This is a genomic window from Paenarthrobacter sp. PH39-S1, assembly GCF_030063245.1.
Taxonomy (GTDB): domain Bacteria; phylum Actinomycetota; class Actinomycetes; order Actinomycetales; family Micrococcaceae; genus Arthrobacter_M.
The window spans coordinates 26,161-52,747 of sequence record NZ_JASISR010000028.1; the positions used below are offsets into that span (position 1 = coordinate 26,161).

Below are 26,587 nucleotides of genomic sequence, written 5' to 3' on the forward strand. Positions count from 1 at the left end.
GCCGAACTCGGCAATCTGGGAGGAAGCGTTGCGGGCCAGTGCATGCTGAGTTGAATTGAAAATTGGTGCGCGGCTCAGGGTTCGATCCGACCTTTGTGAACTGGGATGGAAACGGTGTGGGGAATTTACGTGGATTAGCACAACAATCTGGATTCCAAAGCGCAAGCCAGGTTCGAAGCGCTGGAGGCTTGGACGGAAGTGGCAGCCAGCCGGGGGACGTACAGTCGCGAAGCTCGCCGATCTTCAGGCTATGTCAATTGCGAAAGCGCCGACGTCACCGGAGCGGACCGGCTGATGCTGGAGCCATGGCTTCCTACAATTCAATGGCTACTGAAACAGGCAGCTTTTGGTGTATTGGGGCCGCACCTTGAGCTTCCAGATGAGTTGGCCGTTGCATTGATATTGTCAACTCAAAGTGTTCAGCTGCCCGTTGCCGCCTCCCTACAGTTGAAGCCAGTCGTGGAAGTCACTCCGGCGGATGTCGTTGCGACCCATGCGGATCCGTCGATCGGTGCGGCCGCCGCGAAAGAAGCGTCGGTGACGCTTGTGGCCAAGATTAAGTCACCAGCTGGCGCTAAGGAGCCAAAATGGGAACCTGATGCTCGGGCGCAGGTGCGATTGGCCGTCCGCCGCTTTGCGAAGCCTCTTCAAGATCTGGTGACCAGAGATGCGAATGAAGGCGACACGCGCCTCCTGATCACGGACATGCTCTGCGAGAGACTTAGCTACGACAAATTCCGGGACCTAACGACGGAATACATTGTTAAGCAGGACTACTCGCCGGTTACGGTGTCCGAATCGACAAGCAACTTGTCGCCTTCATCGAGGTCAAACGCGTAAGCCAAAAACTAAATGAGAGTCATCTTCACCAAGTTCAAATGTATGCAGTCAACGAGGGCATCGGGTGCATACGATTTGCAAAGAGGTGAAACGAAACACCGGAATTACGACGACGGTTTAGACGTTGGCGTCTGAAATCGTCGATCCCAAGCTTGTGATCAGAACCTGATTTCAGCGGTCAGCTCTTGGGCCGACGCTTGGCCTCTCGGTCCTTCGCCAGTTTGGCTTCCGCGCGTGCCTTCGCGTGCACCGTGCGCTCGGTGACCAGCCACTTCGGCGGGGCCTGCAGCAGCGCGGTGATCTCCGCCGTCGTCAGCGGCTCGGTGATCTCCGATCGGTTGAGCCCGCCGACAGAGATATTGAGCTTTTGCGCCACGACGGGTCGCGGGTGCGGCCCCGTACGTCGCAGTTCCTCAAGCCATACCGGCGGATTCTCCTGTAACGCCTTGAAATCTCCACGGGAGATAGCGTTGTCCCGGAACTCGGCAGGCGCGGCCGGCAGATAGATGCCCAGTTTCTTGGCAGCTGTTTCGGGCTTCATGGACTGGGCGGAAGGTTCAGAACTCATGCCTTAAGAGTACGGGGGGTATTCAGCAGCGGTAGCACTCGGCCTGGTGCGCCTCGGGGGAGCAGACCAAGGGCGATGTTCGTGGGGTGCTCATCGGCTCGCACAGCCGTCTCGGGTTGGTTGAAATCCGTGCCTGAGGTGTGTTCCGGCGGTGGGACGCGGGATTAGGGCGACGAGAATCGGCCGGGTACGACTTGGCGGAAGTATTTCTTTCTCTTGGCGGTGGTTCTCGTTCCCGGCCGGCCGGCTCCCGTTCGTGCGGTGCCGGGTAGGGCGGGTGCGGTGGATTGGTAGGTGTGTCCGGTGGGGGTGGTGATTTGGACGGTATGGCGGGGTCCGGGTCGTGGGATGGAGGACCAGCCGGGCGCTTCCTTGGCGAGGTTGCAGCGTTCGCATGTTCCCTCCCCGTTGATTTCGCTGGTGGCGCCTTTGCGGTTGTGTGGCATGATGTGGTCCGCGTGCCGGATCGGCGCGTCGCAGTAGGGGGTGCGGCAGGTCTGGTCCCTGGTCCGGATGAGGCGCTGCAGTCCCGGCGGGAAGAACCTGGACCTCGCGTCCATGCCGACGAGCTGCCCGGTCCCCGGGGCGGTGAACAGTCTGCGCAGCGACACCCGGATCCCCGGCTCATCCGGCATCGCCGCGTCCGGCATCTCCCCGCCGGGCATCTCCCCGCCGGGCATCTCCCCGCCGGGCATCTCCCCGCCGGGCATCTCCCCGCCGGGCATCTCCCCGCCGGGCATCTCCCCGTCCGGCATCTCCCCGCCGGGCATCTCCCCGCCGGAGCTGCCGGCGGAGCCACCGGGTTTGGCGGGTCCGTTGGTGGGTCCGTTGGTGGGTCTGTTGGTGGGTCTGTGGCGGGTGAGGTTCCGGGCCCATTGCGCGGGGACGATGCCGTAGCCGGGGAGGTAGGCTGGTTCGCTGTCGCCCTGGAGGAGGGTCCGGTCTGTCATGACGAGTTGGATCTCAATGCCGGTGATCCCGCAGGGGGTACCGGTGACGCGGTGGACGAGGGTGTCGGCCATGATCTGCCCGCGTCCGCGTCCGTCTCCGGACGCGCGCAGGGAATCCGCTTCCCTCGCCAGTGCCGCGTACACGGCCACGCCCTGAGCGACGGGGAGCAGCCCGGTCAGGTACGTCATGGTGTCCGGGGCGGGCCGGCAGCTGACGTGCCGGCCGTTTTCGGCCTTCGCGTTCCGCGCGGTGACGGACTGCGGGTCAAGGCCGTACGCGACCCGTTTGGCCTCGTTGACGAGCTTGTTGTTCCCCATCCCCGCCAGCGCCCCGGTGTCGGCGGCGAGCCCGGCATCAACGGTGCGCCGGTCATCGGCGCTCAGGCACGCGGTCTCCCGGGCCAGCAGTACCGCCCGCCACTCATTGAGCAGCCCGCTGCTCAGGGCCGTGAGGGTGTGCGGCATCTCGGTCACGAGGATCCGGGCCAGGCCCAGCAGCCGGTTTCCCTGCTGCGGGGATTCCCGCCGCGCCAACGCGATCTGCCCCCCGATGCCCTTGCCCAGCTCCGCGGCCGGGATACCCGCCCCGGCCTGCGCGCGGCGCTGGGACGCGTCGAACGCGGCAGCGGTGCGTGCCTGCCCCGCGCAGGCAGCGGATTTGAGGTCCTCCATCACCCGCAGCAACCCGATCCGCTCCCCGTCATCCCCGTCCTCGGGATCCATCCCCGCCAAAACAGTGATCCACCCCGCAATCATCCCAACCCGACCAGCAACAACAGGACCGGCGGTGACAGGACCGGCAGTGACAGGACCGGCAGTGACAGGACCGGCAGTGACAGGACCGACGGTGACAGGACCGGCAGTGACAGGGCCGGCAGTGACGGGGCCGGTGGCCGGACCGGCGGCAGTTCGGGCGCCCGAGTGGGCAGCACCGAGGGTCGAAGCCGGGGGTGTGCCGGCCGCGTTGTGTGCGGACCCTGCGGAACCGGAACTCGATGTATCGAACATGTGTACTATAATACGCGCTGATGGAGGAGAATAATAGTACTTATTTTGAGTTGGGGATAATGATGTGCGGTCTTGGTAATCCAACGTCCGCCCGCGATGTCCACCCTGAACCATGTAACGACAAATGCACCATGCCGTATGCGCCGCCCGTATGCGCCGCCCGTATGCGCCGCCCGTATGCGCCGCCCCATGCACCGCGGCTAGGCACCGCGCCACCACGCCAATGCGCAGTGCCCACCGCGCCAAGCCAAAGGCATTGGGTACCATGCGCCATAGCCAACGCACCGTCATCACCGACCGAGGGCCCTTGATTGGGCATGTGCACGCAGCATGGCGCATTTACTGGCCCGGCCTCGGGTCGGGTGCGCTACTGTGTTCAGGTGCCTGAATCCCGAGTTCTGACCGTAGCCTTTGTGCCGGGAGTGACTCCAGGCAAGTGGATCCGCCGCTGGGAGGACCGCATGCCACAATGCCCGCTGCTGGCCTCGCCTGTGTCCGAGGCGGACCAGGTGGCGGTGCTGCACCGCGGTGAAGCGGAAATCGGCTTCGTTCGGCTTCCCGTGGACCGCACGGGGCTGAATGTTATTCCCCTTTATGCCGAGATTCCCGTGGTGGTGGCGCCAAAGGATCACGAGATCGCCGTTTTCGACGAGGTGCCGGTGACTGAGCTGGCGGCGGAATACCTGCTGCAGGACCCGGATCTCTTTCCCGAGTGGCGGGATATTTCGGACCAGATTCGGGACGGAGCCCGGAAACCGCTGCCGACGATGGATTCCTTGGAGGCCGCACTGGATCTGGTGGAGGCCGGGCTGGGAATTCTGATTCTGCCGATGTCCGTGGCACGCCAGTTCAGCCGCAGGTCACTGCGTTCGCGCCCGGTGACGGGAGTCGTAGAGCCGCAGATCGGCCTCGCCTGGCTGGAGGGGAATATGGATCCTGTGATCGAGGAATTCATCGGCGTGGTACGGGGGCGGACGGCGCAAAGCTCGCGCCAGCCATCCGTTCAGGCCGCCCAGGATGCCGCGCCGAAGAAGGTCAGGGGCGGAGTCAGCGGCAAAGGTGCCGCAGACCGCTCGGGAAAAGGTTCGAAAAAGACTACGACGGCGGCCGGCGGCTCAGCAGTCCGCGGTGCCAAGGGTGCAGGCAGGGGCGCCAAGACGTCGGGAGGGAAGACGAAAGGTCATGCCTCCAAGCGCGGACGCCGCTGAACCTTGACGACGTGTGGGAGACAGCGGTGCAGGCGACGTCCGACATTTCGGGCAGGGGACTTCGGAATCATACCGACTCCGGGGTCTGGACGGGCTCGACGGCGGAATCCCGCGGTCAGGCCGGGGGAATGTCCTCCCGGGCGGCAGTTGTTGCTTCGATCATGTCCCGCAGGAACCGCTGCGCCAGTTCCCGCTCCTGCGCACTGTAGTTCTCCAGCGCATCGCCCAGATGCCGGGCCAGCGGACTAAAGAGCGTGCTGCCCACTTGGCATGCGTGGTCTGTCATGGCGAGCTGGACCTGGCGGCGGTCCTTGTCACTGCGCTGGCGGGTCACGTGACCGGCGCGGTCCAGCTTGGCCACCAGCGCCGTCGTCGCCGGTGAGCTCAGGTTCAGATGCGGGCGTGCTGGTAGGTGGCGTGACAGCGATCGCGCTGGATACCAATGTCACGGCGCAAAGCGACCTGACTAAAATCATCCCGTTGGTGCTCGCCGTCATTCTCGTGATTCTGATGCTGCTGCTTCGCTCGATCGTGGCGCTGCTGCTGCTGATCGGCAGCGTCGTGCTCTCCTACGCGGCAGCGCTGGGCGTCTCGGCGCTGGCCTTTAAGCACCTTTTCCACTTCCCGGGGGCCGACGCGGCCGTGCCGCTGTTCGGGTTTGTTTCCTGGTGGCGCTGGGCGTGGACTACAACATCTTCCTGATGACACGGGTCCGCGAGGCGTCCCTGGAGCTGGGCACGCGCCCGGGCATTCTGCGCGGGCAGGGGGTGACCGGCGGCGTGATTACATCCGCTGGCGTGGTGTTGGAAGCGACGTTCGCAGCGTTGGGTGTTATTCCCATCCTCTTCCTGGTGCAGATCGCGTTCCATCGTGGCCTTCGGAGTGCTGCTGGACACTGTCGTTGTGCGCTCGCTGCTCGTCCCGGCGTTCTCCTATGACCTGGGCAGGGTCATCTGGTGGCCCTCGAAATTGAGTCGGACCGATCAGATCGGACGACCGAGCAGTTTTAGGCCCAGCCGTGCTCACGACGACGGCGCCCCCGACGAAGCCGACGCCGCCGCCCCCAACGACGACGGCGCCGTAAGGCCGACCCGTGGGCAGGGGACCGACCCGTCGCCCGGTCAACACGCGGCGTCGGTGACCTTGGACGAGGCGTCCACTCCAAGGACGTGAACACTGCCACGGCGGGGTGACCACATGGCCCGGTGGTCGACCAAGGCCGGCAGCGGCCGCGCGGAGACCCGGCGGCCCTTTTATAGACCGTTACTTCGCCGGTGCCGAGGCCAGCTTGGCCTGGATCGCTTGTGCGTGTGTTTGGATGGACGTGCCGTAGCCGCCGTTCAGGGCCGTGGTCTTGATGTTGCCGGCGTCCGCGTCCCGCTCCGCCGCCGGGGCCGCTTCCAGCGTCTTCAGGTCGGACTGTAGGTTGGCGGGCAGCTTCGCGAACGCTTTGGGGCGCTGGATCAGCGCATAGGCCAGCACATGGTCCTTGTCGCCGAAGCCCGGCTTTGCCTGCAGGCTGATCCGCAGTTCCTCGCGCAGTGTGGCGCCACGGTGGTGCGCTGTGTGGGCTGCGGCATCCGCCGTTGGCCCGGCCGTACCCGAGGCGGAGGACGATGCGGTGCCGGCTGCGGCGGCCTGCGGCGGGGTATCCGCGGCGGAGGCCGCCGTCACGCCGAAGAACGCGGCGGCGAGCAGGGCCGTCCCCGCCACGGACCCGACGATCCGGTTGCGTCGCCGTCGTCCGTTTGTGTTTACGGGCGCCCCTGCTGATCCAGTTGTCCCGGCTTCGGGGTGCAATTCAGAATTGACGTTCATGATGGCTCCTTCGCATTCGCGTCCGGGGGTTCCCTGACTGCCGTTGAGTCCACTATGACGGCCCAGTATGGGAGGAGTGTCAGAGGAATGTAAGGGGAAAGTAAAGAAAGCAGCGCGTGGGCCCACAGGTGCCGCCGGCAAGGGGTTGAATGGAGTCATGGACAATGCCGGGGCACCCGACGATCCGCGGGCTTGCGGGCTGGTGCTGATCATCGAGGATGAGCGCGCGATCGCCGATGTTCAGCGGCTTTACCTCAGCCGTGCCGGTTTCGGGGTCCACGTGGAAACGACCGGCGAGGCGGGACTGCGGCAAGTCAGGCGACTGCGGCCGGTGGCCGTGATTCTCGACGTCGGTCTGCCCGGCACCGATGGTGCCGGCATGGACGGAATCGAGGTCTGCCGCCGGCTGCGGGCGGCGGGGGATTGGACACCGGTGATCTTTGTCACCGCCCGCGACGAGGAGGTGGACAAAATCCTGGGCCTTGAGCTTGGCGCCGATGACTACATGACCAAGCCGTTTTCCCCTCGCGAATTGGTCACCCGGCTAAAGGGCGTGCTGCGCCGGACGGCAGGGCTGCCCCGGCGGGAACTCATCCGCGTCGGTGCCGTGATCATGGATCCGGACCGGCGCAGCGTGAGTGCCGCGGGAACTGCGGTGGAGCTGACCGCAAAGGAGTTCGATGTGCTGGCCTACCTGCTGGTGAGCCCGGGCCGCGTCTTCAGTCGTGAACAATTGCTCTCCGCTGTCTGGGGACAGGCGAGCTACAGCGCCGGCCGCACAGTGGACGTCCACATTGCCCAGGTCCGCGCAAAACTCGGAACAGCCAGCCCGATCCGTACCTTGCGCGGCGTCGGCTACACCGCCGGCGGCGAAACGACATGATGGACGACGACGGCGGTGTTGCCCACCATGACGTGGCCGGCAAGGTCCCGAGAGCCCGGTGAAAACGTGGCTGCGCTCGCTGGCGGGCCGGGTCACGATGGTGACCGCCGCCGTCGCCGTTCTGGCCGTTCTCGTGACCGGGACGGTGGGCTTTCCGCTGATCCGCGCCGCCGCCGTCGAGCAGGCCAGATCGGAACTTTCCCGGCAGGCCGATGCATTTGCGGTCACCCCCGTTGCCTCGCAGGCCTTGGATCTGCGTGAACGGCACCTGCTGGGTCCGGCCGACTACGAGCTCTCCGCGGTCAGCACCGACGGCACCGTCAGCGGAGCCGCCCGGCCGTATCTCAGCGCGGACGAGATACAACGGGTTCTCTCCGGCGGAAAGACATCACAGACCGTCAACCGGGAAGGTTCGACATTGCTGCTGGAGGCCCGCGGACTTAAGCGCGGCGGGGCGATCGTGTTGACCCGCTCGCTGGCGGACGTCTATGCCGCATCTGCGCTGGTGCTGCAGCGGACCCTGCTGGCGCTCGCCGCCGGTCTGCTGATCGCCGTCCTGGCCGGAACCCTGCTGGCGCGCAGGATGTCCCGCCCGCTGGTGAGGACGGCGGCCGCAGCCCGGCGGATGGCCGGCGGCGAACGCGGCGTGCAGTTGGTACCTGCCGGTGTCACGGAGGTTCGTGCTGTGGGCGAGGCGGTCAACACTTTGGACCATGCGCTGCTGGCGAGCGAGGGACGTCAGCGTGAATTTTTGCTGTCGGTTTCGCATGAGATCCGCACGCCGTTGACGGCTATGCGCGGGTACGCCGAAGCACTGGAGGACGGGCTGGTTCTGGCGGCGGCGGACGTGGCTGCGGTGGGTCGTACGCTGGCCGCGGAGACGGACCGGCTGGACGTATTTGTCAATGATCTGCTGGAGCTGGCCCGGCTGGAAGCAGACGATTTTGCCGTGGAGACCCGGCCAGTGGAGATAACCGCACTCCTGCATCAGGTGGAGGAGACCTGGCGAGCTCGTGCGGCACAAAGCGGTGTCAGGCTGCAGCTGATCGTGCCGGTGCCGGAGCAGGCTCTTATGGTATTGACGGACGCCCAGCGGCTGCGGCAGATTCTCGACGGCCTGGTGGAAAATGCGCTGCGGGTGACACCGCAGGGAAAGCCGTTACGGCTGAGCGCGCGGCTGGAGTCTGGAGGAGGTCAGGATGTTGTGGCAATAGACGTGCGGGACAACGGTCCCGGGCTGACAGCGGAGGACGCCGCCGTCGCCTTTGACCGCGGCGTGCTGTACCGCAGATATGCCGGTCAGCGGCCGGTAGGCAGCGGACTCGGGCTCTCCATCGCCGCCAGGCTCGCCGAGCGGCTGGGTGCAACGCTCACGGTTGAACTGGGGGAACCGCCGGAACTGCCGGACAGCGGTACGCAAGTGGTGGACGCCATCGACGGTGACTGCGCCCCCCGGGTGAGCGACGGCGTGAGCGCAGGCGCCTGCTTCTGCATTCGATTACCGGGCGTAGGGGGGTCCGGCGGTTCCATCTTTCCGCGGGCACTGGTACGTTGACGGAATCAGCCCGGATTCCAGCCGCCTGCGGCTCGGAGAGCAGCCGGGCACTTGTCGGAAGGAGAGGACAGCGATGGGCGATCATGCTGATTCCCGGGACCGGGACCGGGACCGGGTCCAGGAGCAGGTCCAGGAGCAGCGGGCGGGTAAGGACCGCCCGGAGAACGACGATGACGAACCGGACGCGGCCCCGGAAACGGACAATCCGTTGGCCCATGTTGACCCGGACAGCGATGCCGTAACCACCGCGGGAGCGGCGAAGGGATCGGTCAACGATCCCGCCGACGACCCGTTGTGGAACCCTGCGATGGAACCGCACACGCCGGACAATTCCCGGGCGGCGCACCCTGCAGCCTCGGATGGGCAGTCAGGCAATGGCAGTGGCGGAAGCGAAGGTACGGACGGCTAGTGCTCCCGCCAACAGCCCAGGATGGCGGTGGCGACTTCAAAGGACAGCTCGGTTCGCGAAACGGCGTGCGGCCCGACGGTGCCGGTCAGCCCGGTCCCGTTCACCTGCAGTGTCATATTGTCTTTGACGAACACCACGTTGCCGTCGGCGGTTTTATAGGCGGGCAGTCCCAGATTGGCAAGTCCCTCGATTGCTTCGGCGGAGCCGAGCGTTTTCTGCAGGGCATCAAAATACGCGCGCGCCGACGCGGGGCTCTCGGATTCCTTGACGGACAACACAAGCTGGCCCGCCGGTAGGGCATAGGTGCAGGTGTACAGCTGATCGGACCAGCTGTCCGCACTTTGCGGCGGCCCCGGCAGTGCCAGACTCGACGCGAGATTGGTTTTGGTCTCGTCGCCGCAGATCATCTGTGCGGCCGCGGACGGTGTGCTGCCGTCTGCCGTGCCGGACGTCGATGGGGCGGAACTGGCTGCGCCGGGTCCGGGCTGTACCGACGTTGCCTGCGCCGCAGCCGCGCCCAGTTGGGCGGCAGGGGCCCCGCAGCCGGCCAGCACAATCAAGGCGGCCCCGGCCAGAGCCAGTACGGCGCTTTTGCGCATCATCTCAAACTCCAAATTCTTGGTCGAATCTTTGTCGATCCCTCGCCGCGGTTCCGTGCCCTTCCCCGGTCCGAGGCTCCTTAGCCACTGTTGACGACTATTGATCCGGTCCGAAAGATTGCGTGGATCCCGTGCGACCACCGGGTAGCCGCGACAGCTTTGATCGGCCCTGAGTACGGGTTGCTGGTGGCGTCAGGCCGGATGGCTGGACACCAGATGACCGTAAACCACTGTGTTGTCGTCATACAGATTCGTCGACGGGTTGTAGCCGCCGCAGGTGATGAGCCGGATCTCGGCGCGCTTTGTGTTGCCGTAGACCTCGAGCGTGGGGAATTGGTCTTTCTTGAAAACCGCGGAACGGTCCATTGCGAAGACGGCGACCGTTCCATCGGCCCGGCTTACCGAGAACTGCTGGCCCTGGGTCATTTCATGCAGCCGGTAAAAGACACCGATATTGCTGAGCGTCGAATTGACATGGCCAAGGATCACAGACGGGCCGATTTCGCCTGGCGTCGGAGAGTACTTGTACCAACCGGCGGGAGAGCCGGGTTCACCGGGAGGAACCTCCGCCGTTCCATCCGCCGCTTTCCCGAGTTGCAGCAACTGGGAGCTCACTGTGATGTCCGGAATGTCCAGTGCGACGGGCTGGGATGCGGGCAGCGCTGGACCGACCGTCTCCGGCACGGCAGCAGCAGGCTCGACGGGCGCCGCCGCCTGAGTTGGTGTCTGAGCTGGTGCCCCAGCCGACGTCGGCGGCGCCGCAACGGAACTGCTGGAAACCGCCGCGGATTCCGGCGGGACTGACTGCGGCGCGGGACCGGACGTCGATCCGCAGCCGGCCAAAAAGATGAGGGCGGCCGCCGCGGACGCGATGAAACGTCCGCGACGGCTGATGTCATTGTTCATCGGAGAAGGATTTTCCCTAGTCCTTGACGCTCTTAGTGGACATCCGGCGGCCCACCAGAAGGGCACCTCCGGCTGCCAGTACCAGGGCACTGCCACCGGCGATCATGCCTGCGTCAGGACCAGCCGTGGTGCTGCTGTGCGCTACGGCCGTGGTCACGCCGGTGCCGGGGGCACCTCCGGGCATGCTGCTCATCTGTGACACGGCCAGCGTGCCGCACAGTGCCGGCGAGGTTGCCGCCAGCGGCAGGGAGGGAACCAGATCGCTGGGCTCGGCCTGAGCCTTCGCGGAAAGGGTTGCCGGGTCAAGCCCATGAACGACGACGACGGCCTTACCTGCCTTGAGCGAGGCAGCGGTGTCGGCATTCAGCGTGAACGTGCGCTGGTAGGTGAAATCGGAGCCCATTCCCGCCAACGTCAGGTCGGTACCGGCCGCGGGGCTGGTATCGCCGCTGGTGGAAAGGGTGGTTCCGATCATGCCGTACGCCGGACCGCCCTCGGTGGTGCTGATGACACCATCCCCATTGGTATCTGCAGACGGCGCCGGGCACGTACCCTGTGCACCGATATGGATGTGCTGGACGTGCGGGTACGGCTGCCCGTTGAAGGATGCGGCCAGGCCGCTGACCTTCTCCGTGACCGTAGCCTGGTCCCCGGTCACGCTGATCATGACGGTGCCGCTGGCCGAGCTGCCGTTCAAAGCGCCCAAGGTTGTCTGGTAGGAGGCCGTGTCGGCGGCGAGTGCGGGGCTGCCGGAAAGGGCCAACGCGCCCAGCGCCAGGGCCGGAGCAATCAGGAATGCAGATTTCTTATTCATTTCAGGATCCTCTTCATTCGCGGTGGCGGCCCGGTTCCGAGCGCGTCCATTGGTTATTCGGTGTGTCCGGAGTCACGGATGGGTTGATCGCCGAAATAAAAAAGACCACGGCAAAAATCGCCGGGATCTTGTCTGCTGTGGATGCCCATCGCCTGGTGGACTCAGTCGCGGGCTAGCCCTTGACCTGGCTCTTGGAATGCGCAGACACGGTTTTGGTGCTGCCGGCCTTCATGTTCTCGGTCCCGACCATCCAGGCATACTGCTCCAGGGCGGCAATGAAGCCGTGCAGAAGATCCGCCGTCGTCGGATCTTCCTCATCCACCTGATCATGGACCCTGCGCATGGTCGCCACCGTCGAGTCCAGACGCTCAACCACCAGATCCACGGCCTCGGCTGTATCAACCAGGTCCTCGGGGAACTGCGGCAGCGAAGTCGTGCTGCTGACGGTCCCGGTGCGGCCGTCCGGTGACGCCTGCAGGGCCCGCATCCGTTCCGCCGTGACATCGGCAAATTCCCGCGCCGAATCGACGATCTCGTCCAACTGAAGATGCAGGTCCCGGAAGTTGGTGCCCACGATGTTCCAGTGCGCCTGCTTGCCCTGCACGTGCAGCTCAATAAGATCCACCAGGACGGACTGCAGGTTCTTGGTCAGTGTCTTCGATGCTTTCATCATGACTCCTCAAGGGTTGACATTACTGATGCACAGTAACCTTATGGCCCGCCCCGGCGGCGGGCAAACCGGGGCGCCAGCTCAGGCAGAAGACGCAGCCCGGCCGGCCTCCCGGTACCGCATCATTTGCTGATAGCGCCGCTGCAGGCTTTCCCGGCGCGGCTTGCTCTCAGGATGCTTGGCATCCGGGGTTGCCGGCTCGGTGGTGAGGTCAATATGGACGGTGCCGTAGCGCCAGAGCAGCAGGTCATCCAGCAGCCGGTCCGGCCCGGGCGAATATCTGTGATCCAGGGCCTGGCGGACGTCGCTGATTGCCTGAGATTGCAGGACATCGACCAATTCGATGGTCCGGACCAGTCCGTGGGCCGCGAGCAGCTCCGCTGCCCAGCCCCAATCGTCGTCGGACTTCCGGTCAACGTGCGGCAGCAGGGTCTGCCAGACTTCCTTGACGCGGTTCGGCGTCAGCGGAACCGCGCCCTCCCCATTTTCATCCCAGAAATTGGTCACCGCCTCATAGCGTTCGTGCAGTTCCGAAAAAGCGGTCTCCACCGTTTCCAGCATGGCCGCCGTTGCCGTGAACTGACGGTCAAAGTACGGACTCCAGGCACGCCGGTCCTGGGCCTTGAAGCGGATGTCGTGTTCGATTTCGCTCCACGCATGCGCGAAAACCGTGCGGATCTGGCATTCAAAAAAGTAGCTGCCGTTGGGCTTGGCCGATGCGTCAAGGACCTGCTGGTAGTGCTTGACGACGTCATTTTGGATGGTGCGCAGGATCAGGTGCCGGCTGGAGTACCCGTAGGTTCCGGACTCGATGGAGCCGATGTCCTTTTCGCGGTCACCGCGGCAGTCGAAGGTGCTGCGCTGGCGCTTGATCAGGTTGGCAGCCTGGGCATTCTCCGCCGGCAAGGTGGTGATCACCCGCACTCCGACGATGTCGGTCAGATTCCGCAGCGGGTCCGGGAACTGCAGTGCAGGTTCGGCACCCGCCACCGGGGATACCATCCGGGAGGCCTTCTCGCGGAAGGATTCCAGCGACTTGGTGCGGCTGGTGAAAAACAGCGGCGTTGTTTCGGAGTCCTCGAAAATCTCCCGGATACTCGCCTCAACGTCCCAGGTGACAAATTCAAGCTGGGAGCGGATCCGTTCATACTCGGCTACGCTGGCAGCCACTGCGGGGCGAAGGCGCTCGTCGAGTCTGTCCCAGTGGCTGCTCATGTGGGCCTTTCGCTGTCAGGCTTTTACGGGTACCACCACGCTAGCACTAGCGACCGACACTACTTCCGGCGACAGTAGTGCCGGCGACAGTAGTACCGGCGGGCGGAATGGGTAGGCTCAAGCGCATGAGTGAAGTCCATGCCGGCATCAAGCCGTTTCTGCTGCTGGCCACGCGCGCCGATGAGGCGGCGGCGGATGGCGAGTATGAGGCGTTCCTGCGCTTCGGTTCCCTTCCGGCCGACTCTCTGGTTCGGGTGCGGCTGGAGTCGGGGCCGCTGCCGGCACTCGATCTGAGTGATTATTCCGGCGTGCTGGTGGGTGGCAGCCCGTTCAATGCCAGTGATCCGGTGGAGCAGAAAAGCACCGTTCAGCTGCGCGTCGAGGCGGAGCTTTCGGCCCTGTTGGACCGGATCGTGGCGGCCGATATCCCCTTTCTGGGCGCCTGTTACGGCGTCGGAACTCTTGGCCGGCATCAGGGAGCGGTGATCGGGAGGCGTTTCGGCGAACCGATCGGCCCCGTGCAGGTGACGTTGACCGATGAGGGCCTGCACGATCCGCTCCTGGCTGGTCTGCCGTCGAAGTTCCAAGCGTTTGTCGGACATAAGGAGGCGTGCACCGAGCTCCCCGCCCACGCGACCTTGCTGGCTTCTTCGGCAGGCTGCCCGGTGCAGATGTTCCGGATCAAATCCAACCTGTACGCCACGCAGTTCCACCCTGAATTGGATGTGGCGGGGTTGCTGACCAGAATTGATGTATACCGGGATGCCGGTTACTTCCATCCCGACCAGCTGGAGCAGGTGCGGAGCGCCGCGCGGGCGGAAAATGTGGATCAGCCCGCGCAGATCATAGCGAATTTTGTCCGGCGCTATGCCCGGTCCTGAGCCGGCTGAACCGCCCCATGGCCCGGATCCGTGCCGAACAGCGGGTGCAGGCATGGATTCACGCCAATGGAAATATCCCGCACGGACAAGTGGAAATGCCCAGCCCATGACAGGAGGCCGACGTGCCCGCACGGTACAGCTACGGCGCCGACCCGAACCAGTATGCGGAGCTCTATCTGCCCAGACAGCGGAAGTACGCAGGGGTCGCCGTGGTCATCCACGGCGGGTACTGGCGTTCGCGGTACACCGCGCAGCTGGGTGCCCCGCTCTCCGAAGACCTCGCCGCCCACGGTGTCGCGGCGTGGAATCTGGAATACCGCCGGGCCGGTGACGGCGGCGGGTGGCCGGAGACGTTTGAGGACGTGAGCGCGGGAATCGACGCGCTGGCGGCGGCCGCGGCGGAGCACTCCCTGGACTTGTCCGCAGTGGTGGCGCTGGGGCATTCCGCCGGAGGCCAGCTGGCGGTGTGGGCGGCAGGCAGGGACGCAATGCCACCGGGTGCGCCGGGCTCTTATGGGCGCCGCGGGGCAGGAGGGCCAGCAGCGGTGCCGCTGACCGCCGTCGTCAGTCAGGCCGGAGTGCTGGATCTGCGTCAAGCCATGGCACTGGGTCTCAGCGACGGCGCGGTCCAAAACTTCATCAGGCGTTCACCCGAATCGGATCCGGAACGCTACCGGTTGGCCGATCCGCTCCAGCAGGTTCCGCTCCGCGTGCCGGTGTACGCGGTCTACGGCGCGGCCGACACCGAGGTTCCGGCGGCCCAGTCCAGGGCCTATGTGGCAGCGGCACGGGCAGCCGGAGCGGTCGCCGAACTCATTCGGGTGTCGGGGGATCACTTCGACCTGATCGATATCCACCGCGAAGCGTATGCCGCCTGCCGCGCACTGGTGCTGGACGCCCTGCCGGTCATCTGACCCCGCCACCTCGGCGGCTCTCGGCCCCTCGGGGGCAGCACCGGCGACGAAGCCGGGACCGATGGCGCACGTCGTAAGGCAGCACGCGTATCCCCGCGGATGGACCTAGGCTAAGAGCATGCTGACTGTCATTGGTGAGGCCCTGATCGACGAGGTGGTGCGCGGGACGCAGGAGCCGGTCGCGCATGTGGGCGGGAGCCCGATGAACGTCGCGGTCGGGCTCGCCCGGTTGGGGCATCCGGTGCAGTTCCTCGGGCGGTTCGGACGGGACCCGTACGGCACGCTGATTTCCGCGCATTTGCACGATAACTCGGTGCTGCTGCCCATTCCGCCGGATGAAGGCGCCACCAGTATTGCGCGTGCCGTTGTGGACGACGACGGCGCCGCCTCCTACGTCTTCGAGCTCGCCTGGGATCTTCCCGGACTTGAGGACCGGCTGGATTTCCTGCTCGAGGCGACGACGGTGCTGCATACCGGCTCGATAGCAGCCATGCTCCAGCCCGGCGCCAGCCAGGTGCTCCGCGCCGTCCGGCAGGCGCGCCCGCGGGCCACCATCTCGTACGACCCGAACTGCCGGCCGAGCATTATTCCCGACGTGGAATATGCCCGGCGGGAGGCGGAGAACTTTGTCCGGCTGGCGGACGTGGTGAAGGCCTCTGATGAGGATCTGCAATGGTTGTATCCGGATCTTGATCCGCTCACAGCCGCACGGAACTGGTTGGCCATTGCTGCCGGCCATGCAGGCCGCGGTCCCGCCGTCGTCGTGGTGACCCGCGGCGTGGACGGACCATGGGCGGTCTGCGCGGGCGGCGAAACGCAGGCCCGGGTCCCTGCGACGGAGGTGGCGGACACGGTGGGGGCCGGGGATTCCTTTATGGCTGCGCTGCTTTCCGCGTTGGTGGACCGGGAACTGGATGGCGCCCAGCGCCGGGACAGCCTGCATTCGCTCAGCGCCGAGGAATTGGCCCGGATTCTGCACTACGCCGCCGAGGCCGCAGCGGTGACGGTTTCCAGGCCGGGAGCCAACCCGCCGACCCGCGAGGAACTCCGCACCCGGATCGCGGCCCAGGAACCCGCCCCTTCCTCCACCTCCGCCGCAGCGGAGTAGCAGCGCCCGGCCGCTGCTCTGTGGTCCGTGCCCGGGCGCAACCCCATTAGGCAGCAAACGAAAGGAATATTCCGTTATGAATTCATATGATCCGTACGATGCCTTGCCCGAGGTCGGCACTTTCACGCTGACCAGCGACTCGATCCGGGACGGCCAGACGCTGTCCGGGCGGCAGATCAGCGCCGACGCCGGCGGCCAGGACATTTCCCCGCAGCTTTCCTGGAGTGGTTTTCCTGCCGGGACGCAGAGCTTCGCCGTGACCATGTACGATCCGGACGCTCCCACGGCCAGCGGCTACTGGCATTGGGCTGTCTGTAATATTCCGGTGGAAGTGAGGTCGTTGTCCGAAGGTGCCGGCAGAAAAGGGGACGCGGGGCTGCCGTCCCGTGCCCTCACATTGAAGAACGACGGCGGTTTTGCCGGCTTCGCGGGGGCCGCCCCGCCGCCCGGGCACGGCACGCACCGTTACATGGTAGTGGTGCATGCGGTGGACGTGCCGGATCTGGGACTGCCGGAAACCGCCTCGCCGGCGTTCCTGGGTTTCAACCTGTTCTCGCACACGCTGGGCCGGGCCCGGATCACCGGGACCTTCGGACGCTGATCACTGGCCGATCGAATCTGCCCATGGCCGGGACCTGATGGCGCGAAGGAACGAGTATGCGCCGGCGAAGCGGCCAAATCTGCGCAGAAGTGTCCGGTAAGCCGGTGGCGGCCAGGCGCGGGCAAGCGCTAGGGTCAGCGACATGGACTTTTCCCTCTCGCCGCTGGCCGCCGAACTGAGCGAACGCGTCGGCCAGTTCATCAGCACCGAGATTGTTCCGGCGGAGGAGGAGTACGAGCGCGCTCTTTCCGCGGCGCGGACCGAGGGTCGGCAGTGGAAACCGCTTCCGGTGCTCGCGGATCTGCGCGCGAAGGCCCGCGGACAGGGCTTGTGGAACCTTTTCCTGCCGGCGGGCCATGAAAAAGCCTTTGATCCCCGCTACCTGCCGCCGGGCGGTACCGGCCTGAGCAATGTGGACTATGCGCCGATCGCCGAGCTCACCGGGCATTCCTTTCTGGCCCCGTTGGTCTTCAACTGCAATGCCCCGGACAGCGGCAACATGGAGGTGCTGATCAAATACGGCTCCGTCGAGCAGCGTAAAAAATGGCTGGAACCGCTGCTGGACGGCCGTATCCGCAGCGCCTTTGCCATGACTGAGCCCGCCGTGGCATCCTCGGACGCGACAACGATGGAAACGACGGCCATCGTCTCCGCTGACGTGGTCACCGTGAACGGGCGCAAATGGTGGTCCACCGGCATCGGCCATCCGGACTGCCGCATACTCCTGGTGATGGCGTTGACCGATCCCGCGGCGCCCCGCCATGCCAGGCACTCAATGGTGCTGGTTCCGCGGGACGCTGCTGGCGTCCACGTTGAACGGATGCTGCCTACGATGGGGACCTACGATGAACCGGGTGGCCATGGCGAAGTCTCCTTCACCGATGTCCGCGTGCCGCTGACCAATGTGATCGGCGCCCCGGGGCACGCATTCAAGATCGCGCAGGGCCGTCTTGGCCCCGGCCGGGTGCACCATTGCATGCGCCTGATTGGACTAACCGAGCGGGCATTGGAACTGGCCTGCCGCAGGGCCTTGGGCCGCACGGCGTTCGGTCGGCCGCTGGCCGATCTGGGTGGAAACCGGGAAAGGATTGCCGAGGCGCGGATCGCCATCGACCAGGCCCGGCTCCTGGTGCTGCATGCGGCCTGGCTGCTGGACACCAAAGGCCCTGATGACGCCGTCGCAGCGGTCAGCCAGATTAAGGCAGCGGTGCCGACCATGGCGCAGCAAGTCATCGACATGGCGATCCAGCTGCATGGGGGCGCCGGACTGTCCGACGACTTCCCGCTCGCCGCCGCCTGGACCCAGGCCCGGGCGCTACGGCTGGCCGACGGCCCCGACGAGGTGCACCGCGGCGTAGTCGCGGGCCTGGAACTGCGCAAATACCGGACCAGCAGGGAGCCCAGCACATGACCGATCCCGCCGGCCTCCGACCCGTACGCACCGAAGACGCCTTCGACCTCGCCGCCGTGGCTCGATGGCTGCGCCATCACGGTGCCGAACAGGAAGGATTCGACCCGGCAGATTTCGACGGCGTCCCGGAGGTCCGTCAGTTTTCCGGCGGCGCCTCGAACCTGACCTATCTGCTCAGCTATCCGCAACGGCAGGTGGTCCTGCGCCGCCCGCCCGCCGGCAGCAAGGCCAGAAGCGCGCACGATATGCACCGCGAGTTCTACCTCCAGCGACAGCTCAAGCCGTTGTTCGGCTACGTGCCCGCGATGATTGCGTTTTGTGCTGACCGGTCCGTCCTTGGCTCGGAGTTTTACGTCATGGAGCGGCTGAACGGGACCATTTTGCGCGCGGACCCGCCCGCGGGGTTTGAGCTTGGCCCCGATCGGGCGCGGGCGTTGTGTATGGAGTTGCTGGACCGGCTGGTGGAGCTGCACAGCGTTGACCCGGACGCCGCCGGATTAAGCGGAATCGGCAAGGGCGCTGGTTACGTCGGCCGCCAAGTGGTGGGCTGGTCCCAGCGGTACGTCAGGGCGCGGACGGAGAACGTCGGCGGCTTTGAAACAGTGATGGCATGGCTGGCGGTGAATCAACCCGCCGACGTCCGCAGCTGCGTGATCCACAACGACTTCAGGCTGGACAATGTTGTCCTCGCGCAGGAAGCCGTGGCGCCGCTTCGGGTGGCCGGCGTCCTGGACTGGGAAATGGCGACCATCGGCGACCCGCTGATGGACCTCGGCGGTGCGCTCGCGTATTGGGTCCAGGCCGATGATGATGCGGTGTTTCGCAGCTTCCGCCGGCAGCCGACCCAGCTGCCGGGGATGCTGACCCGGGCCGAGGTCGTGAACTACTACACGTCCCGCACCGGGCTCGCCCTGAGTCCGGCCGGCTGGACCTTTTATGAGGTGTTTGGCCTGTTCCGCCTCGCAGTCATCGCCCAGCAGATCTACTTCAGATATTTTCACCGCCAGAGTGCGAACGAGGCCTTTTCCAAGCTGCATCTGGCGGTGCGGTATCTCGAGGAGCGCTGCGGCCTGCTGATCGGCTCCCACGGCGTCGGATAGCCTAGAGTATGCGTTTAATTGCCAGCGACATTGACGGAACCATCCTCGGTCACGATGGAAAAATCAGTGCCAGAACGGTGGACGCCTTCCGGGCCGCAGAGGACGCGGGGCTGGAAATTGTCTTCGTGACCGGGCGGCCGCCGCGTTGGCTGGGGCCGCTGCGCGAGCAGATCGGCCACACCGGCACCGTAATCTGCTCCAACGGGGCCGTGGTCTATGACCTGGTCCGCGAACGGGTCATGTCCTCACACCTTTTGCCGCTGGCGTCGGTGCTCGAGGCCCGGCGGGTTATAAAGGGGCTGGTGCCGGATGCGGAGTTTGCCGTGGAAACGCTGGACGGCTTCCACCTGGAGCCGGGCTTCCTGGAACCCGGCTCGGTGGACCTGCTGGCAGAGGTCACGCCCGCTCCGCTGCCCGAAACGATCACCGCGGAATCCGCCGTGGTCAAGTTTTTGGCCGTCACCCGCAAGAGCACGGCCGACGCGTTCCTGGCCCGGGTGCGCCCTCAGATCGACCGGCTGCTCGCCGTGACGCATTCGGCTGCCACGGCGGCCATGCTGGAGATGGGACCGCACGGCATTAACAAGGCGGTGACGCTGGCCGAATACGCGGCGTCCCGGGGGATCGCGGCCCAGGACGTGGTGGCCTTCGGGGACATGCCCAACGACATTGAAATGCTGCGCTGGGCCGGTGCCGGGTACGCGATGGCCAGCGGCCATGAACGGGCCAGGGCGGCCACCGCGCTGCGGGCCCCGAATTTCGCCGACGACGGCGTTGCCCAGGTTCTGGAGGAACGGTTGGCGGCGCTGAAAACGGGAGGCCGCGGCGTGCGGTAGCAGCCCGCATGATTCCAGCGTTCCGCAGGCATCCCAACCATGCACGACCGGACTCCAGTAGCGTGGAAGCGTGAGCAGACAGTTGCCGTTCCTGGCGTCAACGGCCCCGGTGGCCTTCGCCCACCGCGGCTTTTCCAAGGATGGTCTGGAAAACTCGCTCGCGGCATTCCGCGCCGCCGTCGCGCTTGGTTTTGACTATCTGGAGACGGACGTGCACACAACGGCCGACGGGGTATTGCTGGTCTTCCACGACGCCAGGCTGGAGCAGATCACTGACGGTACCGGGCGGATCTCCGCATTGACCGCGGAGCGGGTGGCACAGGCCCGGATCAGCGGCAGGGAGACCATTCCCACATTTGCCGAGCTGGTGTCGGCGCTGCCCGGGGTGCGGCTGAATCTGGATGTCAAGGACCGGGGATCGGTGCAGACGCTGGCCGCTGCGATCGAGGAATCCGGTCTGCATGACCGGGTCTGCGTGGCCTCGTTCTCCGACCGTCGTCGGCGCGCGGTGCTTAAGCGACTCTCCAGGCCCACGGCCAGCTCCGCCGGGGTGGTGTCGCTGGCGGCCTTCATCTGTCTGGGACCGTGGCTGCCTAAGCCACTGCTGCGGCGGATCCTGCACGACGTGGACTGCCTCCAGGTGCCCGTCCGTTACCGGTCCATCCACCTGGTCACGCCGAAATCCGTTACCCGTGCCCATGAGCTGGGGCTGAAGGTCCATGTCTGGACAATCGACGATCCGCGGCGGATGCACGCGCTTTTTGACCTGGGGGTGGACGGTCTCATGACGGACCGCGCCGATCTGCTGGCCGAAGTCATGAGGGAACGCGGGTATTGGCCCCGGCCCGGGCCCGGGGCGCCGGGCAGTGGGGACCGGGCCGGCTAGTGACCGTTCGTGCGGGTTGCGGGCAGCTGGCAGGATGGAGCCATGCGGATTCTCATTGCACCGGACAAATTTAAAGGAACCCTGACGGCCCTCGAGGCGGCCGCGGCGATGGCCGAGGGCGTCCTGCGCGTGTATCCGGAGGCAGTTGTCACCACCCTGCCGATGGCCGACGGCGGCGAGGGGACCTTGGAAGCAGCCCTGGCCTCCGGCTTTGAGGAGAAGCTCAACGCCGTTGTCGGGCCCATCCTCAAGCCCGTGGGTGCCGCCTGGGCCATTAAGGGGCCGATGGCGGTGATCGAAACCGCGCAGGCCAGCGGTTATTTGCTCTCCGAGCCGACCCGGGAGAACGCCCTGCGAGCCCATTCCTACGGCTGCGGGCAGTTGATCGCCGCCGCTCTGGACGCCGGTGCCACCGAAATCGTCATCGGACTTGGTGGGTCCGCCATGACGGATGCCGGGACCGGTGCGCTGCGGGCGCTCGGGCTGAAACTGCTGGATACGCAGGGAAATCTGGTGCCGCTTGGCGGCGGGTCGCTGGTGGATGTCTCCGCCGTCGATGCCAGCGGACTGGACCCCCGGCTGTCCACGGCCCGGATCCGGCTGGCCGTCGACGTGGACAATAAGCTCTACGGCCCCGACGGAGCGGCACACGTGTTTGCCCCGCAGAAGGGTGCGGATCCCGAGGCGGTGGAGCTGCTGGACGCGGGTCTGCGGAACCTGGCCTCGGTCGTCCGGTCCTCCACCGGAAACGACATTGATGTGCCCGGCGCGGGCGCGGCCGGTGGTTTCCCGTCGTTGTTCCTCGCCTATACCCGCGCGGACATCGAGGGCGGCTTCGCGCTGGTGGCCGAGCTGACCGGCCTGCACGCCGCGCTGCAGGACGCGGACCTGGTCATCACCGGAGAGGGGTCGCTGGACGTTCAGTCGCTGTCCGGCAAGGCCCCCATTGGCGTGGCCGACGCCGCCAACGCGCTCGGACTGCCCGTCGTCGTCGTCGCCGGTCGGATTGAAGTGACGCCGGCGCAACTGGCCGAACACGGTGTGGTGGCAGCGGCGAGTGCCGCCGAGGTGGCACGGTCGGGCGACGAGGCGCAGCGCCATGCCGCGCGGTATGTCGCGCTTGCCGCCGCCGAGGCGCTGAACGGGATCTGAATGGGATCTGATCGGAGTCTGAACGGCATCGACGGGCGTATGTCAGCCTCAAGGACGCGGTTGTAGCGGCGCCCGTCCACACCGCCAGTTAGATTTCGGCGCCGCGGGAATCCGGGCCCAGTGCGTCCGGTGCATCGGTTTCGGGATCGCGGGGGTCCGTGGCCGTCCCGCGCCACCGGGCGAGTGCGTTCATGCCGTGGTAGATCACCAGGGCTGCGGCCGTGCCCAGCGCAATGCCGGCAAACTGCAGCTCGCCGATGTTCCAGGTGTAGTCTGCAACACCGATGATGAGGGCGACGGCGGCGGTGGTCAGGTTCACCGGGTTGGAAAAATTGACTTTGTTCTGCACCCAGATCCGCACGCCCAACACGCCGATCATGCCGTAGAGCATGGTGGCGGCACCGCCGAGTACACCGGCAGGAACCGTGGCGATCAGTTCGCCGAATTTGGGGGAGAAGCTCAGCAGCAGGGCGGCGACGGCGGCCACCCAGTAGGCGGCGGTCGAATAAACCCGGGTGGCGGCCATCACCCCGATATTCTCCGCATAGGTGGTGGTGCCCGAGCCGCCGCCCAACCCAGCCAGCGTGGTGGCCAGGCCGTCGGCCATGAGTGCCCGGCCGGCCAGCGGATCCAGATTCCTGCCCGTCATCAGTGCCACGGATTTCACATGACCGATGTTTTCGGCCACCAGCACCAGCACCACCGGAACGAACAGGCCAACCACCGCCAGATGGAATTCGGGCGTCTGGAAATGCGGCAGGCCGATCCACGCCGCGGCGTCAACGGTGCCGAAGTTGACCTCGCCGCGCAGGATGGCGACCAGGTAACCCACCACCACCCCGGCCAGGATCGAGAGCCGGCCCAATATGCCGCGGAACAACACGCTGACCAAGATGATGACCAGCAGGGTGATAAAGGCGGTGACAGGGGCGGCGGTGAAATTGTTTTTGGCCGACGGCGCGAGGTTCAGACCGATCAGCGCCACGATAGTCCCGGTCACCGCCGGCGGCATGATCCTGTTAATCCACGCCGCGCCGAAGCGTTGGACGACGGCGCCGATGATCGCCAATACGACGCCGGCCAGCACCACCCCGCCCAGCGCGCCGCCGACGCCGAACTGCGACTGCGAGGCGGTGATCGGGGCAATGAACGCGAAGCTGGAACCCAGATAGCTGGGCACCCTGCCGGCGGTGATGAGCAGGAATAAGATGGTGCCGACGCCGGAAAAGAAGAGCGTCGTGGCGGGCGGCATGTGCGTCAGAATGGGCACCAGGAACGTGGCGCCGAACATGGCGACCACGTGCTGGAGGCCGATTCCGATAGTACGCGGCCAGCTCAGCCGCTCGTCCGGGGAGACGACGGCGCCGGGCCTGACGTTTTTGCCGTCACCGTGCACGGTCCATCTGGTGCTGCGCAAGCTCATTGCTGTGCCTCCATCGTTTTGACCGAAGCTAAGACTACCCGCCCGCAGGATCGGTGCGGTGCGGGCCCGGCGTGGGGCAGCGGTCGTGGGGCAGTTGGGATCGCAGCCCATACGATTGAGTCATGTCAGGACACGACCACTCTCACGGCCACGCGCACGGCGCCGCCGCTTCGCATCAGGGCCGGCTGTCCGTGGCGCTCGGGATCACCTTGCTGGTCTTCGTGTTCCAGCTGGTGGGCGCCTGGTTGACCGGGTCGCTGGCGCTGCTCTTCGACTCCGCGCATGTACTCACCGATGCATCCGGGCTGGCCATGGCGCTGCTGGCCGCCCGGCTGACCTCCAGGCCTGCCTCCGACCGGAGGACCTGGGGCTTTGCCCGGGCCGAGGTGCTGGCGGCAACGGCACAGGCGGCCGTGCTGCTCGCCGTCGGGCTGGTGGTACTGGTGGAGGGAATCCAGCGGCTGATCAGCCCGTCGCCGATTGCGTCGACGGAGATGGCGGTTTTCGGGGGGATCGGGCTGGCCGGTAACGTCATCTCACTGCTGGTGCTCGCCGGTGGCCGCGGCCGGAATTTCAATATGCGTGCCGCGTTCCTTGAGGTGGTCAATGACGCGCTCGGCTCGGTCGCTGTCATCATCGCGGCCGTGGTGATCGGAGTGACCGGCTGGCTGCAGGCCGATGCCGTCGTCGCGATGCTGATCGGCGTGCTGATTCTGCCACGCACGTTCAAGCTGCTGCTGGAAACGATCGGCGTGCTGCTGGAATCCACGCCGGCGGGGCTGGATCTGGCGAGCGTGCGGCAACACATTCTCGAGGTGCCGCATGTGCTGGCCGTGCACGATCTGCACGCCACCCAGATCGCCAGCGGATTGCCCGTCCTCACGGCGCACGTGGTGGTGGACGACGGCTGCTTCCACGACGGGCATTCCCCACAGCTGCTGGATCAGCTGCAGCAATGCGTCGCCGGGCATTTTGACGTCAGCATCGAGCATTCCACCTTCCAACTGGAGCCCGCCGGCCACACCGCGCACGAACACGGAGTCCACTCCTGACCCCTCATCGCGCGGCGGACGTGCTGAGGGGACGGCGGATGTGCTTATGAGATGATGCCGTCGACCAGTGCCTTGGCCTCGGCCTGCACCAGCCGCAGATGGTCGTCGCCCTTAAACGACTCCGCGTAGATCTTGTAGACGTCTTCGGTGCCGGAGGGTCGGGCGGCAAACCAGGCGCTGTCGGTGGTGACCTTGAGTCCTCCGATGGATGCGCCGTTGCCCGGCGCCTCGGTGAGCTTGGCGGTGATGGGCTCCCCGGCCAGGGTGCGGGCGGTGACGTCCGAGGCGGAGAGCTTGCTCAGCGCCGCCTTCTGCTCCCGGCTTGCCGCCGCGTCGATGCGGGCGTACGACGGCGATCCGAAGCGGGCGGTCAGGTCACCATAGTGCTGGGAAGGGGATTTGCCGGTCACCGCGATGATCTCGGAGGCCAGCAGGGCCAGCAGGATGCCGTCCTTGTCCGTGGTCCAGACGGAGCCGTCCTTCTTCACGAAGGAGGCGCCGGCGGATTCTTCCCCCCCGAAGACGCCCTCGCCGGAGAGCAGCCCGGGAACGAACCATTTAAAGCCCACGGGAACCTCCATTAGCTGCCGGCCCAGATCGGCCGCCACCTTGTCGATGATGGAGGACGAGACGAGCGTCTTGCCCACGCTCGCGGTGGTGGGCCACTGCTGACGGTGCGTGTACAGATACTGGATGGCCACGGCGAGATAGTGATTCGGATTCATCAGGCCCGCGTCCGGGGTGACGATCCCGTGCCGGTCGGCATCGGCGTCGTTGCCGGTGGCGACGTCGTACCGGGCCCGGCCGGTGGCCCCACGCCCGGCACCGCCGCCGTCGGTCTGCAGCGCCTTGATCAGTGACGCCATGGCGAACGGGGACGAGCAGTCCATCCGGATCTTTTCATCCCAGTCGAGCGTCATAAACGCCCATTGCGGGTCAATGGTTGGGTTCACCACTGTCAGATCGAGGTTGTGGCGCTCGCCGATCTCGCCCCAATAATCCACCGAGGCACCCCCCATCGGGTCGGCGCCGATCCGCACGCCGGCACCGCGGATGGCGTCCAGGTCCAGCACGGAGGGCAGATCGTCGACGTAGCTGCTGAGGAAATCAAACTTTCCGGTGGTTTCGGCGATCAGCGCGTCCGCCAACGGAATGCGCTTAACGTCCCGCAGACCGCCTTCCAGCAGTTCATTGGCGCGGTTCGCGATCCAGCCGGTGGCGTCCGAGTCCGCGGGGCCGCCGTGCGGGGGGTTGTATTTGAAGCCACCGTCTCCGGGCGGGTTGTGCGAGGGGGTCACGACGATTCCATCCGCCTGGCCATCCCCCGGCCCCCGGCCGCGGTTGTAGGTCAAGATGGCATGCGAGACCGCCGGTGTGGGCGTGTATGCGTGCCGGGCGTCGATCAGTACCTGCACGCCATAGCCGGCCAGCACTTCCAGGGCGGTGTTCTGCGCCGGCTCGCTCAGGGCATGCGTGTCCTTACCCAGAAACAGCGGTCCGGTGATGCCCTGACCCGCCCGATACTCCACGATCGCCTGCGTGATGGCGGCGATGTGGCCCTCGTTGAAGGAAGCCTTCAGGCTGGACCCGCGATGGCCGGACGTACCGAAAGCGACCCGTTGGGCGGGATCGGCCAGATCGGGTTTCACATCGTAGTAGGCATCGAGGAGGGCGGTCAGGTCGACAAGGTCCGAGGGAAGGGCAACAGTGCCCGCGCGGCTAGACATGGTTCCAGCATGCCAGAGTGAAACGCCGATTGGCGCAATTGTGCCGAATCCGG

The 26,587-nt window shown here is 66.0% G+C and carries 26 protein-coding genes and 1 pseudogene; 16 read left to right on the plus strand and 11 right to left on the minus strand.

From position 1 onward, the window contains the following. Positions 1-198 precede the first annotated feature (198 nt). A complete protein-coding gene (locus tag QMG52_RS16395; RefSeq protein WP_283561492.1) occupies positions 199-840 on the plus strand; it encodes a hypothetical protein in 642 nt (213 codons plus the stop codon). Between the two features lie 178 nt (positions 841-1,018). Here QMG52_RS16395 and QMG52_RS16400 read toward each other — a convergent pair whose 3' ends face one another. After that, positions 1,019-1,381 (minus strand): DUF5997 family protein, encoded by a 363-nt coding sequence (locus QMG52_RS16400; RefSeq protein WP_283561528.1) that lies wholly within the window; start codon positions 1,379-1,381, stop codon positions 1,019-1,021. Positions 1,382-1,572: 191 nt separating this feature from the next. Then, positions 1,573-3,366 carry an HNH endonuclease gene (locus tag QMG52_RS16405; RefSeq protein ID WP_502920553.1) on the minus strand — a complete coding sequence of 598 codons (1,794 nt, stop codon included), beginning with the start codon at positions 3,364-3,366 and terminating at the stop codon, positions 1,573-1,575. A gap of 380 nt (positions 3,367-3,746) precedes the next feature. On the opposite strand from QMG52_RS16405, the gene QMG52_RS16410 reads away from it, so the two are divergent. Then, a complete protein-coding gene (locus QMG52_RS16410) occupies positions 3,747-4,574 on the plus strand; it encodes a substrate-binding domain-containing protein (protein WP_502920554.1) in 828 nt (275 codons plus the stop codon). 115 nt (positions 4,575-4,689) lie between these two features. Here QMG52_RS16410 and QMG52_RS16415 read toward each other — a convergent pair whose 3' ends face one another. Further along, on the minus strand, positions 4,690-4,935 hold the full coding sequence (locus QMG52_RS16415) for a winged helix DNA-binding protein (RefSeq protein WP_283561494.1): 246 nt from the start codon (positions 4,933-4,935) through the stop codon (positions 4,690-4,692). A gap of 32 nt (positions 4,936-4,967) precedes the next feature. Here QMG52_RS16415 and QMG52_RS16420 point away from each other — a divergent pair. Continuing rightward, positions 4,968-5,747 (plus strand): annotated as a pseudogene (locus tag QMG52_RS16420) (MMPL family transporter); the annotation flags it as partial. A 90-nt stretch (positions 5,748-5,837) separates the two neighbouring features. Here the strand turns inward: QMG52_RS16420 and QMG52_RS16425 are convergent. Then, a complete protein-coding gene (locus QMG52_RS16425) occupies positions 5,838-6,392 on the minus strand; it encodes a hypothetical protein (RefSeq protein ID WP_283561495.1) in 555 nt (184 codons plus the stop codon). A 157-nt stretch (positions 6,393-6,549) separates the two neighbouring features. Here QMG52_RS16425 and QMG52_RS16430 point away from each other — a divergent pair, with 157 nt between their 5' ends. The 3 genes from QMG52_RS16430 to QMG52_RS16440 all read left to right on the plus strand — a co-directional run bounded on the left by QMG52_RS16430 (position 6,550) and on the right by QMG52_RS16440 (position 9,239). After that, positions 6,550-7,275: a response regulator transcription factor gene (locus QMG52_RS16430; RefSeq protein WP_283561496.1), complete on the plus strand. Its 726-nt coding sequence runs from the start codon at positions 6,550-6,552 to the stop codon at positions 7,273-7,275. A 58-nt stretch (positions 7,276-7,333) separates the two neighbouring features. Next, a complete protein-coding gene (locus QMG52_RS16435; RefSeq protein WP_283561497.1) occupies positions 7,334-8,830 on the plus strand; it encodes a sensor histidine kinase in 1,497 nt (498 codons plus the stop codon). A 73-nt stretch (positions 8,831-8,903) separates the two neighbouring features. Continuing rightward, positions 8,904-9,239 (plus strand): hypothetical protein, encoded by a 336-nt coding sequence (locus QMG52_RS16440; protein ID WP_283561498.1) that lies wholly within the window; start codon positions 8,904-8,906, stop codon positions 9,237-9,239. Here QMG52_RS16440 and QMG52_RS16445 read toward each other — a convergent pair. The 5 genes from QMG52_RS16445 to QMG52_RS16465 all read right to left on the minus strand — a co-directional run bounded on the left by QMG52_RS16445 (position 9,236) and on the right by QMG52_RS16465 (position 13,443). After that, positions 9,236-9,841, minus strand: coding sequence for a hypothetical protein (locus QMG52_RS16445; protein ID WP_283561499.1), 606 nt, complete (start codon positions 9,839-9,841; stop codon positions 9,236-9,238). The two genes, QMG52_RS16440 and QMG52_RS16445, sit on opposite strands and share 4 nt — an antisense overlap. Before the next feature lie 189 nt (positions 9,842-10,030). Next, positions 10,031-10,744, minus strand: a complete 714-nt coding sequence (locus QMG52_RS16450; RefSeq protein WP_283561500.1) for a class F sortase — start codon at positions 10,742-10,744, stop codon at positions 10,031-10,033. 16 nt (positions 10,745-10,760) lie between these two features. Continuing rightward, the gene (locus QMG52_RS16455) at positions 10,761-11,558 is read right to left on the minus strand and encodes a hypothetical protein (RefSeq protein WP_283561502.1); all 798 of its coding nucleotides are present in this window, start codon (positions 11,556-11,558) and stop codon (positions 10,761-10,763) included. Between the two features lie 172 nt (positions 11,559-11,730). Beyond that, positions 11,731-12,228: a Dps family protein gene (locus QMG52_RS16460; protein ID WP_283561530.1), complete on the minus strand. Its 498-nt coding sequence runs from the start codon at positions 12,226-12,228 to the stop codon at positions 11,731-11,733. Between the two features lie 81 nt (positions 12,229-12,309). Further along, positions 12,310-13,443, minus strand: coding sequence for a GTP pyrophosphokinase (locus QMG52_RS16465; RefSeq protein WP_283561503.1), 1,134 nt, complete (start codon positions 13,441-13,443; stop codon positions 12,310-12,312). A gap of 146 nt (positions 13,444-13,589) precedes the next feature. Between QMG52_RS16465 and QMG52_RS16470 the strand changes: the two genes are divergently transcribed. The 9 genes from QMG52_RS16470 to QMG52_RS16510 all read left to right on the plus strand — a co-directional run bounded on the left by QMG52_RS16470 (position 13,590) and on the right by QMG52_RS16510 (position 22,332). Next, on the plus strand, positions 13,590-14,324 hold the full coding sequence (locus QMG52_RS16470) for a glutamine amidotransferase (protein ID WP_283561531.1): 735 nt from the start codon (positions 13,590-13,592) through the stop codon (positions 14,322-14,324). Positions 14,325-14,446: 122 nt separating this feature from the next. Continuing rightward, complete coding sequence (locus tag QMG52_RS16475) at positions 14,447-15,238, plus strand: alpha/beta hydrolase family protein (protein ID WP_283561504.1); 792 nt, start codon at positions 14,447-14,449, stop codon at positions 15,236-15,238. 118 nt (positions 15,239-15,356) lie between these two features. Beyond that, on the plus strand, positions 15,357-16,346 hold the full coding sequence (locus tag QMG52_RS16480) for a carbohydrate kinase family protein (protein WP_283561505.1): 990 nt from the start codon (positions 15,357-15,359) through the stop codon (positions 16,344-16,346). Between the two features lie 76 nt (positions 16,347-16,422). Beyond that, positions 16,423-16,947, plus strand: a complete 525-nt coding sequence (locus QMG52_RS16485; protein WP_283561506.1) for a YbhB/YbcL family Raf kinase inhibitor-like protein — start codon at positions 16,423-16,425, stop codon at positions 16,945-16,947. A gap of 142 nt (positions 16,948-17,089) precedes the next feature. Next, the gene (locus QMG52_RS16490; RefSeq protein ID WP_283561507.1) at positions 17,090-18,358 is read left to right on the plus strand and encodes an acyl-CoA dehydrogenase family protein; all 1,269 of its coding nucleotides are present in this window, start codon (positions 17,090-17,092) and stop codon (positions 18,356-18,358) included. After that, positions 18,355-19,458: a phosphotransferase family protein gene (locus QMG52_RS16495; RefSeq protein WP_283561508.1), complete on the plus strand. Its 1,104-nt coding sequence runs from the start codon at positions 18,355-18,357 to the stop codon at positions 19,456-19,458. Before QMG52_RS16490 ends, QMG52_RS16495 begins: the two co-directional genes overlap by 4 nt. 8 nt (positions 19,459-19,466) lie before the next feature. Then, the gene (locus QMG52_RS16500; protein WP_283561509.1) at positions 19,467-20,294 is read left to right on the plus strand and encodes an HAD family hydrolase; all 828 of its coding nucleotides are present in this window, start codon (positions 19,467-19,469) and stop codon (positions 20,292-20,294) included. A 70-nt stretch (positions 20,295-20,364) separates the two neighbouring features. Further along, positions 20,365-21,180 (plus strand): glycerophosphodiester phosphodiesterase family protein, encoded by an 816-nt coding sequence (locus QMG52_RS16505; protein WP_283561510.1) that lies wholly within the window; start codon positions 20,365-20,367, stop codon positions 21,178-21,180. A gap of 42 nt (positions 21,181-21,222) precedes the next feature. Further along, the gene (locus tag QMG52_RS16510; protein ID WP_283561511.1) at positions 21,223-22,332 is read left to right on the plus strand and encodes a glycerate kinase; all 1,110 of its coding nucleotides are present in this window, start codon (positions 21,223-21,225) and stop codon (positions 22,330-22,332) included. A gap of 88 nt (positions 22,333-22,420) precedes the next feature. On the opposite strand, the gene QMG52_RS16515 is transcribed toward QMG52_RS16510, so the two are convergent. Beyond that, on the minus strand, positions 22,421-23,755 hold the full coding sequence (locus tag QMG52_RS16515) for a uracil-xanthine permease family protein (protein ID WP_283561512.1): 1,335 nt from the start codon (positions 23,753-23,755) through the stop codon (positions 22,421-22,423). A gap of 122 nt (positions 23,756-23,877) precedes the next feature. On the opposite strand from QMG52_RS16515, the gene QMG52_RS16520 reads away from it, so the two are divergent. Next, positions 23,878-24,807 (plus strand): cation diffusion facilitator family transporter, encoded by a 930-nt coding sequence (locus tag QMG52_RS16520; protein ID WP_283561513.1) that lies wholly within the window; start codon positions 23,878-23,880, stop codon positions 24,805-24,807. Positions 24,808-24,851: 44 nt separating this feature from the next. Here the strand turns inward: QMG52_RS16520 and pgm are convergent, their stop codons facing one another. Further along, complete coding sequence (gene pgm / locus QMG52_RS16525) at positions 24,852-26,534, minus strand: phosphoglucomutase (alpha-D-glucose-1,6-bisphosphate-dependent) (RefSeq protein ID WP_283561514.1); 1,683 nt, start codon at positions 26,532-26,534, stop codon at positions 24,852-24,854. Between the last annotated feature and the right edge of the window lie 53 nt (positions 26,535-26,587).

Coding starts and splice junctions, on each gene's coding strand:
- QMG52_RS16460 (WP_283561530.1), bottom strand. CDS start 12,228: ATGAAAGCATCGAAGACACTGACCAAGAACCTGCAGTCCGTCCTGGTG.
- QMG52_RS16480 (WP_283561505.1), top strand. CDS start 15,357: ATGCTGACTGTCATTGGTGAGGCCCTGATCGACGAGGTGGTGCGCGGG.
- QMG52_RS16430 (WP_283561496.1), top strand. CDS start 6,550: ATGGACAATGCCGGGGCACCCGACGATCCGCGGGCTTGCGGGCTGGTG.
- QMG52_RS16445 (WP_283561499.1), bottom strand. CDS start 9,841: ATGATGCGCAAAAGCGCCGTACTGGCTCTGGCCGGGGCCGCCTTGATT.
- QMG52_RS16490 (WP_283561507.1), top strand. CDS start 17,090: ATGGACTTTTCCCTCTCGCCGCTGGCCGCCGAACTGAGCGAACGCGTC.
- QMG52_RS16455 (WP_283561502.1), bottom strand. CDS start 11,558: ATGAATAAGAAATCTGCATTCCTGATTGCTCCGGCCCTGGCGCTGGGC.
- QMG52_RS16520 (WP_283561513.1), top strand. CDS start 23,878: ATGTCAGGACACGACCACTCTCACGGCCACGCGCACGGCGCCGCCGCT.
- pgm (WP_283561514.1), bottom strand. CDS start 26,534: ATGTCTAGCCGCGCGGGCACTGTTGCCCTTCCCTCGGACCTTGTCGAC.
- QMG52_RS16405 (WP_502920553.1), bottom strand. CDS start 3,366: ATGTTCGATACATCGAGTTCCGGTTCCGCAGGGTCCGCACACAACGCG.
- QMG52_RS16450 (WP_283561500.1), bottom strand. CDS start 10,744: ATGAACAATGACATCAGCCGTCGCGGACGTTTCATCGCGTCCGCGGCG.
- QMG52_RS16425 (WP_283561495.1), bottom strand. CDS start 6,392: ATGAACGTCAATTCTGAATTGCACCCCGAAGCCGGGACAACTGGATCA.
- QMG52_RS16515 (WP_283561512.1), bottom strand. CDS start 23,755: ATGAGCTTGCGCAGCACCAGATGGACCGTGCACGGTGACGGCAAAAAC.
- QMG52_RS16465 (WP_283561503.1), bottom strand. CDS start 13,443: ATGAGCAGCCACTGGGACAGACTCGACGAGCGCCTTCGCCCCGCAGTG.
- QMG52_RS16400 (WP_283561528.1), bottom strand. CDS start 1,381: ATGAAGCCCGAAACAGCTGCCAAGAAACTGGGCATCTATCTGCCGGCC.
- QMG52_RS16510 (WP_283561511.1), top strand. CDS start 21,223: ATGCGGATTCTCATTGCACCGGACAAATTTAAAGGAACCCTGACGGCC.
- QMG52_RS16495 (WP_283561508.1), top strand. CDS start 18,355: ATGACCGATCCCGCCGGCCTCCGACCCGTACGCACCGAAGACGCCTTC.
- QMG52_RS16485 (WP_283561506.1), top strand. CDS start 16,423: ATGAATTCATATGATCCGTACGATGCCTTGCCCGAGGTCGGCACTTTC.
- QMG52_RS16500 (WP_283561509.1), top strand. CDS start 19,467: ATGCGTTTAATTGCCAGCGACATTGACGGAACCATCCTCGGTCACGAT.
- QMG52_RS16440 (WP_283561498.1), top strand. CDS start 8,904: ATGGGCGATCATGCTGATTCCCGGGACCGGGACCGGGACCGGGTCCAG.